7 protein-coding genes are annotated in these 6,626 nt (G+C 55.4%); all 7 read left to right on the top strand.

Features of this window, described 5'->3' with window-relative positions:
* Nucleotides 1-494 precede the first annotated feature (494 nt).
* The 7 genes from ROTMU0001_RS07615 to ROTMU0001_RS07585 all read left to right on the top strand — a co-directional run bounded on the left by ROTMU0001_RS07615 (nt 495) and on the right by ROTMU0001_RS07585 (nt 6,530).
* On the top strand, nt 495-1,286 hold the full coding sequence (locus tag ROTMU0001_RS07615; RefSeq protein WP_245534299.1) for a hypothetical protein: 792 nt from the start codon (nt 495-497) through the stop codon (nt 1,284-1,286).
* A gap of 186 nt (nt 1,287-1,472) precedes the next feature.
* Complete coding sequence (locus tag ROTMU0001_RS07610) at nt 1,473-1,955, top strand: DUF6318 family protein (RefSeq protein ID WP_005509043.1); 483 nt, start codon at nt 1,473-1,475, stop codon at nt 1,953-1,955.
* 99 nt (nt 1,956-2,054) lie between these two features.
* Nucleotides 2,055-3,065 carry a YeiH family protein gene (locus ROTMU0001_RS07605; protein WP_005509042.1) on the top strand — a complete coding sequence of 337 codons (1,011 nt, stop codon included), beginning with the start codon at nt 2,055-2,057 and terminating at the stop codon, nt 3,063-3,065.
* 177 nt (nt 3,066-3,242) lie between these two features.
* A complete protein-coding gene (gene ybaK, locus ROTMU0001_RS07600; protein WP_005506356.1) occupies nt 3,243-3,743 on the top strand; it encodes a Cys-tRNA(Pro) deacylase in 501 nt (166 codons plus the stop codon).
* 87 nt (nt 3,744-3,830) lie between these two features.
* Entirely contained in the window at nt 3,831-4,322 is a 492-nt protein-coding gene (gene msrB / locus ROTMU0001_RS07595; protein WP_005509041.1) for a peptide-methionine (R)-S-oxide reductase MsrB, read from the top strand.
* A 212-nt stretch (nt 4,323-4,534) separates the two neighbouring features.
* On the top strand, nt 4,535-5,800 hold the full coding sequence (locus tag ROTMU0001_RS07590; RefSeq protein WP_005509040.1) for an HRDC domain-containing protein: 1,266 nt from the start codon (nt 4,535-4,537) through the stop codon (nt 5,798-5,800).
* A gap of 202 nt (nt 5,801-6,002) precedes the next feature.
* Nucleotides 6,003-6,530: a Rieske (2Fe-2S) protein gene (locus tag ROTMU0001_RS07585; protein WP_005509039.1), complete on the top strand. Its 528-nt coding sequence runs from the start codon at nt 6,003-6,005 to the stop codon at nt 6,528-6,530.
* Nucleotides 6,531-6,626: the final 96 nt, after the last annotated feature.

Below are 6,626 nucleotides of genomic sequence, written 5' to 3'. Positions count from 1 at the left end.
ATTAAATTGCGCCACAACGGAGACCGCTGGCTTGTAGAATCTACGACAAAGGCCGAGAATTAGTAGATAACATGAAAAATATTACTAAAGCTACCATTATTTCTGCGGCTCTTATATTCTCAAATTTAGCTACAACTTGGGGGGTTGAGGGGGAATTTAGTTCATACTCTGAATGTGCCGCGAATAATCCAAATTCAGCACAAGTATGTGAGACTATTTTTATTAAATCCAGCCCTGATTCTAATTCTAATATTTCTAGAGGCTCTGACGGCAAGGTTTCTTCTGGCGGAGGTACTGTACGTAAAACCCAGGAAATAGAGTCAGCGGAAAAAGCAAAAACCCAAGTCCACGAATGGGAAAAGAGCCACAACCCCAGTGGTTTTGATGTCTACTCCTCCAAAAATACCCCTGGCGTCCTTTACTGCGTAACCTCTGGAGGAAAAGTCGGTATCTATAAACACACCAACCTCAGCCCGGAAACTGATGCAGGATTCATGGACCGCGGTCGCCCAGCAATGGGAATGCACAACCCCAGCAGCGCTAGCTGCATCCCCTCAGACATCAAGGCTGTTCAAGACACTAAATCCAAGGCAAACGATGGCCCCACCTGGGAACAAATGATGGCGCAAATCATTGAGGCCGCCCAATCGCTAGAGCCGGGCAAGCCGACCCTGCACCAGTCCTACAACAACCCCGCAGGCACTGGCCGAGCAGAAGGCGATCCCAACGTCTACAAGGGTGACCAGGTCAATTTCTATGTTGATGACGGTGGCCCCTACCGCCTTGAAGCAGACATGCTCGCCGGACACGTCGAAATTGAACTCATGCCCTCCTCGTACGTCATCGAGTACGGCAACGGCGACCAGGCAACCCACTACACCGCTGGTAAACCGGTCGCCACCTACCCTCGTGAACGTCCGCGACAAACGGAAACCAGCTACGCCTACCAGCGTTCCGGCAACTTCCACGCGTACGCGACCGTGCACTACACGGCTCGCTTCCGCGTGGATGGCGGACCCTGGCAGATGATGAAGGTGACTCCACAGGCAACCAGTGACCCGCTGCTAATCCGTGTGTGGTGGGTCGATGTGGGCCGCGTCGGCGGCACCTGCGATGAAGACGATACTCGTTGGGGCTGCAAGAACGACCCCACGATGGGTAAGAAGGATAACCCGAACCCGCGTCTGCGCAAGGCCGATATCCGTACCGGCCAGCGCTGGCACCTCAACGATAACGGTGACGGGGATACGGAGTACTCGCTGCACCGCGACTGGCCTGACATGTAAGGTCGTTCTCCTGCCGTGGGTCTTACGTTGAGAAGCCACATGTTCGCTGAAAAGCCACTTCTTTTGTGGCTTTTCGAAACACATGTGGCTTCTCAGCTATCGGGTTCCTCCCTTCGGCTGGTTAGTCTTCCGGTTTCTAGCCAGCCACCTATTCACACTTCACACCGATATGAGGAATACACTTCCATGACTTCCGTTATTATGACCCGCCGCGCAATGCTGAGCGGCGGTACCCTTCTGGGTCTTGGTGCCCTGCTTGCGGCATGCGGCCAGCAGGCAAATAACGAGGCGGCAGCCACTGCCTCCACCACACCGAGCGAATCGGCATCGGCTTTCGCGGCGGCATCCGATGCCGCTTCTGCTTCCGCTACTCCGAGCCCGGTCATTACCCGCGGCTATTCTGGCGGCTCGAAAGCACCCGACGGCGAATACCGTGAAGCTGATGAATACGGTATAGCTCAGAACGTCCCTCTCCCCAAGGCTAAGCCGCAACAGTACCCTGAAACCTTTGCTGGTCTTCGTGAGATGATGGCCGATTGGGTCAGAGCCCGTAACTACGGTATTCAGACCGGTGACATGCAGTATGTATGGCCCTATATGCTGGATACCTACGAGAAGGATATTAAGTTCCTCAAGGATATCGAACGCCTTTATCAGCGCGGAGGCTGAGGTGGTGCGCTCCCCGGGCTGGGTCTGTATTCCTACTTTCTAATTTACTTTTCTGACAGAAAAGATCATAATAAGAAGTACTTATTTTCGGAGGTTTTTATGTCATTTCTATCAAAAAATTGGGCAGGGCTGTCAGTCTGTCTGATCATTTCTATCATCTCTTGGGTTTTAGGAGGATTTCTGCCTGTTGTGGGAGCACCTGTTTTCGCCATTTTTATCGGAATGATTCTCCATCCCTTTCTCACTTCCTATACACAACTGGATGCCGGTTTGACTTATAGCTCCAAAAAACTGCTTCAGTATGCTGTTATTTTGCTTGGGTTTGGACTCAGTATCTCACAAGTTTTCGCAGTTGGAACATCTTCCCTTCCTGTTATCCTTTCAACTATTTCAATTGCATTGATTATAGCTTTCTTTTTCCAACGCTTTTTTAACCTTGATACAAAGCTAGCTACCTTGATTGGAGTTGGATCTTCTATCTGTGGCGGTTCTGCCATTGCAGCGACTGCTCCTGTTATTCACGCCAAGGAAAAAGAAGTAGCCCAAGCCATTTCTGTTATCTTTTTCTTCAATGTCTTGGCAGCTCTTATCTTTCCGACTCTAGGTTCTTGGCTCCATCTTTCCAACGAAGGTTTTGCTCTCTTTGCGGGTACTGCGGTCAACGATACTTCCTCTGTGACAGCTACTGCTAGTGCCTGGGATAGTCTTTACAATGCAAACACTCTTGAGCCTGCAACTATTGTCAAACTGACACGTACTCTAGCTATTATCCCTATCGTTCTCTTCCTCTCCTATTGGCAAAGCCGTCAACAAGGCGACAACCAAGGAGTGAAGCTTAAAAAAATCTTCCCCGTTTTCATTCTCTACTTTATCCTAGCTTCTCTGCTAACTACTCTTCTCACATCTTTCGGTGTCAGCACTAGCTTCTTTTCACCTCTCAAACAACTCTCCATATTCCTCATCATCATGGCTATGAGTGCTATTGGTCTCAAAACCAACCTCATTGCTATGATCAAATCCAGTGGAAAATCCATTCTTCTTGGAGCCCTTTGCTGGATTGCTATCATCCTGACTAGTCTTGGCGTGCAATTACTCATCGGTATTTACTAAGAAAAAAAGGGAGCCTAAAGGCTACCTCAGAACGTAGACAAATCAGATGGATTTTGGACTGTCGTTGGCTCGCTTTCTCAAGAGCAGCTGAAGGAAAAAGGGTTACTGAAATAACCCCATAACCGTTGAGAAGCCACATGTGTTTCGGCGCATGGTGACTTCCGTAAAATGGTGTCTATGGCTAAGAAAACTAAAGGTAAGAAGAGCGGCGCAGCAACCGCCGCCGTAGCACTGCTGACCGAGACGAACACCCCCTTCCAGATGCGTGAATACGAGCATGTTGAGGGCGTCACCTCCTTCGGTGAAGAGGCCGCGAAGAACCTCGGCGCCTCCGAGGAGCAGGTGTTCAAGACCCTGCTAATCGTGCACGAGAAGGATTTCGCCGTCGCGATCGTACCGGTCTCTGGCAAGCTGAACATTAAGGCTGCCGCCGCTGCCCTGGGCTGGAAGAGCGCCTCCATGTGCGACCCGAAGGTCGCTGAGCGCCGCACCGGCTACGTGGTGGGCGGTATTTCTCCGCTGGGTCAGAAGACTCCCTCCCCCACCCTGCTCGATGAGTCTGCGCAGCTTTTTGACACGATCATGGTCTCTGGCGGTAAGCGCGGCCTGGATGTTGAGCTCGCCCCGGACGACCTGCTGAAGCTGACCAACGGCAAGTACGCTGACATCCGCGCTTAGTCCGCGCTCAGCGGGAATAATCCGCCCGGCCGCGGCGTTACATATGCCGTAAGAGCCTGGGCATGAGAGCAAGCTGAAGGAGTCATGATGGGCAATTCGCTACCCGGCGTGGGTGCTATCGCCAAGAACTGGCGTGAGGTGCTCAAGCCTGAAGAGTACGCTGTTCTGCGTGAGGGCGGCACCGAGCGCGCGTTCACGGGCGAGTACTGGAACACCCACACGGAGGGTGTGTATTCGTGTCGTGCCTGCGGTACGGAGCTGTTCCGTTCTGATCAGAAGTTCGATTCGCATTGTGGTTGGCCGTCGTTTTTCGCGCCGCTGGCTGAGGACCGTGTGCGTTACCTGGAGGACACGACGTTCGGTATGCGCCGTGTGGAGGTGCGTTGCGCCGCCTGCGATTCGCACCTGGGCCACGTGTTTGAGGGTGAGGGCTACCCGACTCCCACGGATTTGCGATATTGCATTAATTCGGTGTGTCTGACGCTGACCCCCGCTGGTGAAGCGCAGGCTAGTGAAGCACAGCCTGGTGATACTCCGGTTGACGAGGCGCCAGCTGACGAGGCGGAATCCGCCGAATAGACCCAGGCAAGACCCCTCGCGGGCACGCCGGTGAACCCCTTATTGTGAGTCTCTCTAAATTCGAGGCTTTAGGCTCGGGCGGGTAGAATGGCGTAGTGCCTTCGCGGCACGCCACCCCGCCCGGGCTCGTGTTTGCTCGGGCGTGCGCCTACCCGGGCATTTGGCCCATCGTATGGGCGCGTCGAACCAGGCAGAGGAAAAGGATTGAGTGCATGAGTACCGCAGCTGAACAGAATGCCGCAGGCACCCCTCAGCTGACCCTTAACGGTATCGAAGTTCCGGACGTTGTTCCTCTGGAGGCCCCTTCCGCACCGATTCCGACCCTTATCAACACGGAAAGCGGGTTGCGTCGTGCCGCTGAGCAGTTGGCGGCGGCGTCCGGCCCGGTGGCCGTTGATACTGAGCGTGCCCAGGGCATCCGCTACGGTTCGCGTGCTTTTTTGGTGCAGCTCAAGCGTGAAGATCAGCTATACCTGATTGATCCTGAGGCGTTTAAGGATTTGCGCATTATTAACGATGCTCTGGCGGATGCTGAGTGGGTTATTCACGCCGCAATTCAGGACTTCCCGAGCCTGGATATGCTCGGTATGCGCCCGAACCGTCTGTTTGATACGGAGCTTGGTGCACGTCTTGCCGGTCTGGAGCGCGTGAACCTGGGTGCGGCCGTTGAGGAGCTACTCGGCTATAAGCTGGCGAAGAAGCACTCGAAGGAAGACTGGTCGCGCCGGCCCCTGCCAGAGTCCTGGCTGAACTATGCGCTGCTGGACGTTGACGTGCTCATTGATTTGCGTGACGCAATGGAGGATTTGCTCCGCCAGCAGGGTAAGCTGCAGTACGCCCTGGAGGAGTTTGAGTACCTGTGCAAGACCCCGGTGAAGGATCCTGCGGATCAGCCGGAGCGTTGGCGTAAGACGAAGGGCCGCACGTTGTTGCGTTCGGTCAAGCAGCTGACGGCGTTGCGTAACCTGTGGCTTGAGCGTGACTCGCTGGCGCGTAAGAAGGACGTTGATGCGAAGCGTCTGCTGCCCGATTCTGCGATTGTGGAGGCGGCACGCACCATGCCGCGTAACGTGCCCGCTATTATGTCGATCCCTGGTTTTCAGACGCGCGGTTTGCGTCGTGAGGGCCCGCGCTGGGTGCGTGCTATTGCCGCGGCGGCACGCGGTGAGAACGCCGTACCGTTTACTTTGCCCTCGACTGCCCCGCCGCCGTTGAAGGCGTGGGAGTCTAAGCGCCCGGAAAACTTGGCACTGTTCACTGAGGTTCGTCAGACAATTGATGAGCTCTCGGAGGAGCTGAATATCCCGGCGCAGAACCTGATCACGACCGATTATGTTCGCCGCCTCTGCTGGGAGCCGCCGGCTCGTTTTGACGAGCAGACCCTGCGGGATGCGCTCGCCGAGTACGGTGCGCGTCCGTGGCAGACGGGTCTGGTTGCCCCCGTGATTGCGCCGATTTTTGCCCGCCACCTGGGGTAGCTTTCACTAACGCTGAATAGACGTGTGTGCCGGTTGGGTGTGTTGCTGATGCGACCGCCCGACCGGCATTTTCTTTGCCCCGGGAACGTTTGCTTCGGGAGTATTTGCCTCGGGAGCAAGCGTGAACCAAACTTAGCCTGCTCTCATTCGATTTTTGTCCCAAACCGGCATAGGGTGGAGAGAGTACACGAAAGGAACCACCATGCCCGCACCCAACGGATGCTGCCGCTCTCAGAAGGCGTGTGCCTCCCCCGCTACTGAATCTGCAACCGTCGACACCGCAGTCGATACCACAGAAACTGATTCTTCTGCTCGCGTCTTCTCCCGCCGCGCAACCCTCATCACCGGTGCCGTCGCATCCGGTGCGCTGCTCGCCTCCTGCGCTGAAGGTGACTCCAACGTTACCGCACCCGAAGGCACCGTTGAGGTGGGTTCCGCCTCCGCAGTGGGCGTGGGCAAAGCGGCACGACTGACCCACGGCTCCACGACCGTGATCGTCTCCCAGCCGTCCGCGGGTGAGTACAAGGCGTTCAGCACCGTCTGCACCCACCAGGGCTGCCAGGTGCAGGTGCAGGATTCCAACCGCATCGTGTGTCCCTGCCACGGCTCCGAGTTCGCTGTATCTGACGGCTCAGTCGTGCACGGCCCCGCGGAGTCACCCCTTGCCAGCTACCCGGTGCAGGAAAAGGGCGGCAAAATTTTCGTCACCCACACCTCCAAGGATTCCTAAACCGGCGGCTCAGAACCTACGCACAGCAAAACCTCCATACGGCAAGACCTGCGCACGGCAAGACCTGCGCACAGCAAAGCCCCGCCCATCACAATG

It is taken from the genome of Rothia mucilaginosa ATCC 25296 (assembly GCF_000175615.1).
Classification (GTDB): domain Bacteria; phylum Actinomycetota; class Actinomycetes; order Actinomycetales; family Micrococcaceae; genus Rothia; species Rothia mucilaginosa.
This window is presented reverse-complemented; position numbering and strand designations above follow the sequence as displayed.